Genomic DNA, 2,391 nt, shown 5'->3' on the forward strand with positions numbered 1-2,391 from the left:
TGTGCCTGGCGATGACAGGTCGTGTGGATCAGCTCCAGGTTGCTCGGGTGGTCGCTGCCGCCCTTGCTGCGGTAGGTCAGATGATGCACGTGGATCGCCCGGAGGCTCCCCGTGAACCAATTGGCCCAGTCCTGAACGTCGTCCGGGTCGAACCCGGCTCCGTCGATCAGATCCAGTCCGCACCTGGGGCAGAGCCCCCGCTGACGGTAGGCGAGGGAGAGGATCTTCTTGGGCTCTCCCACGGCCTGTATCCGCTTGCGTCGACGGTTCCCCCAGTACTCTTCCAGCTCCGGATCATCGGGCGACGCGTCGTCCTTGACCAGGGTGTGTCGCTGGATAGGCATCCAGGAGGCTTGCGGCAAGTAGTGTTCGGGGGTGCCGAACACCCACTTGCTGGACCTGCCTGGCTGGAACCTGCCCCAGTACCTCCGTTTGATCCATCCCCAGGGTTTGCGGCGGTGCCGTCGCATGGCCCAGCGTTTCAGGACCTCGAAGGTGTGGGCGTCCAGTAGGTTGAAGGTCTCCTTCGAACAGACAGTCCGGTAGTACGTGGACCAGCCACGCACGAATGGCGACAGTGCCCTGACCAGGCTTTCAGCGGGCGAGCCGCTGTTCTCCCTGGCCGTGGTACTGATCCTCTTCCGGGCTCTCTGCAGGGCATCCCGGCTCGGCTTGATGATCAGTTTCTCGCGGAACCTGCCGACGTTGAACCCGAGGAAGTCCACCCCGCTGGAGAGGTGAACCACCCTGGTCTTCTCCTCGTTGAAGGAGAGACCCCGGGGTTCGAGCCATGCGGCAAGGTCCTGCTTGGCCTTGATCGCCTCTTTCTCCGTGGTGCAGAACACCGCGAAGTCGTCGGCGTATCGAACCAGAGCCGGCGAGGTCGTCTTGGCGTTCCAAGGGCGGTTCGCCCCGATGACCTCTCCCATCCCATGGAGGGCGATGTTCATCAGCAGCGGGCTGATGACGCCGCCTTGCGGGGTGCCTTCAGGCGTTGAGACGAACCGCCCGTCCTCCATGACCCCAGCCCTCAGCCATCCCTGAATCTGCCGTCGTCCCGGAAACAGACCGACGGAGTCCATGAGGTGCTGATGACTGATGTGGTCGAAGGCGGCTGACAGATCGGCGTCGAGGACCCATAGTCGCTTGGCGGTCCTCCGCCCAGCGACATTGAAGATCATCTCTATGGCGTCCCAAGCTCCCCGGCCTGGTCTGAAGCCGTAGCTCCTGGCCTCGAACCTGGCCTCCCACTCCGGTTCAAGAGCGTTCTTGAACCTGGCCTGGTCGACCCGGTCCCTGATCACCGGGATACCCAGAGGGCGCCTCTTGCCGTTCGCCTTCGGGATGTACACACGACGCACGGGCCGGGGGTGGGACATGGGGTCAGCAAGTATCTGCCGCGCCATCTTCCCCCGCTTCTCCGGAGACAAAGCCTTCTGCCCATCGATTCCCGCCGTCTTCTTGCCCGTGCTGACCTGGCAGACCCGCCTGACACTCGTCAACGTGTTGGCCCTGGACCGCAGCATCAGCTTTTGCAGGTTGCGCACCTGCTGCATGTCACACTCGCGGGCAGCCCTGAAAATCCTCTGACGCAGCCGCTTTACAGACGTCTCTTCTCGGCTCCAGTCAATGCTGTGCCAGAACTCGGCGTCGCCCTCGGGTCCGTTCATCCGGGGTTCGGCGATTGCCAGTTCGGTCACCGCAGCCTCCCTTCAGTCCAACTTGCGCCTCGGTACAAGTGCTTGCCCATCGTCTCTTCATGGCCTACCTGGTCCACGTCAGCCGCCTTTCGGCTCCAGCCACAGGCTGGTGTCCACCGGGTTATGAGCCGCCAGGTGGGGACTCCTGGTCGGCGGCCGTTTCCCCTGGGCTTTCGCCCTGGTGGCGTTCGCTTCTTGGACCATCCTGTTCCCGCACGGGGGTTCGACCTCCGTTACCTTCGGCTTACCGGCTGACGAGGCCGGACCCGTACGGGGTTTCCGTGTTCCACATCGTGCAGTTGCGCCCGGGTGGGGTGCTCCCTTTCCGCCGTCCTCCGCGGTGACCCACAGGTCCCTTCCCGATGGGGACCTGCCACGCCGGGCTTCCCAGCCCTAGAGGATTCCACCGCCGAGTGCTGACCATTGAGCGGTGTAAGTCTGACGACGAGTCGACGAGAGTTCGCTTTCGCTCACCCGTCCGGACTTCCCCTTCGCCTGTAGCCTGCGAATGGCCCGCGGGCCCTTGGGCTTGACCACCTCCGCTCAGCACCCCGGGATTACTCCCGGCGCACCGGAGGCTGGGGACTGACCGTTGATCACTGGTCAGGTCCGCATGACACGTCTCCTCCCCTGCGGACTCTGCGTGCGATGTGACTTCACGTCGCACCGGGCGTGCCTTCCCGACCCGCGC

General features: G+C 64.2%; 1 protein-coding gene. It reads right to left on the minus strand.

Annotation, left to right across the window (positions count from 1 at the left end):
* Window positions 1–1,700 (minus strand): group II intron reverse transcriptase/maturase (ltrA, locus tag ACFYXB_RS45785; RefSeq protein WP_389591430.1); only part of this gene is annotated, 1,700 nt, incomplete at its 3' end.
* Between the last annotated feature and the right edge of the window lie 691 nt (window positions 1,701–2,391).

Origin of the sequence: Streptomyces sp. NPDC002619 (genome assembly GCF_042889305.1) — a bacterium.
GTDB lineage: Bacteria > Actinomycetota > Actinomycetes > Streptomycetales > Streptomycetaceae > Streptomyces.